This window comes from Ciceribacter sp. L1K22 (assembly GCF_017599385.1).
Taxonomy (GTDB): Bacteria; Pseudomonadota; Alphaproteobacteria; order Rhizobiales; family Rhizobiaceae; genus Allorhizobium.
Window position 1 is genome coordinate 1 of record NZ_JAGFPK010000015.1, and the last position, 393, is coordinate 393.

General features: G+C 67.7%; 1 protein-coding gene. It reads right to left on the reverse strand.

Translation table 11 applies throughout. The features are described 5' to 3' along the window. A partial coding sequence (locus J5J09_RS22565; protein ID WP_208554514.1) for a hypothetical protein occupies positions 1-393 on the reverse strand: 393 nt, incomplete at both ends.

Consider the following 393-nt stretch of genomic DNA (forward strand, 5'->3'; position numbering starts at 1 on the left):
GACCGGATTGCTCCAGGCTGTCGAGCGCCCGGGCGACGGCCTGTTCGTTGCCGGTCTGCGCGACCGTGACGAAGGTGCCGCCATCGCCGTCGCCATCGCCGTCACCATCACCGTCTCCGTCTCCGTCGCCGTCTCCATCACCGTCGCCGTCGCCGTCTCCATCACCGTCGCCGTCGCCGTCTCCATCACCGTCGCCGTCGCCGTCTCCATCCCCATCACCGTCACCATCGTCATCCGGATCGACGACGACGGTCAGCAGCACGTCATTGCCGGAGATCGCGGAGGAGACATCGAGAAAGGCGGAATCGCCGAGCAGGTCGGCGAAGTCGCCGGTAATGCCGCCGGCGGCGCTGAGCACGGTATAGGTCTGGCTCTCCTGGTAGCTGGTGGCGG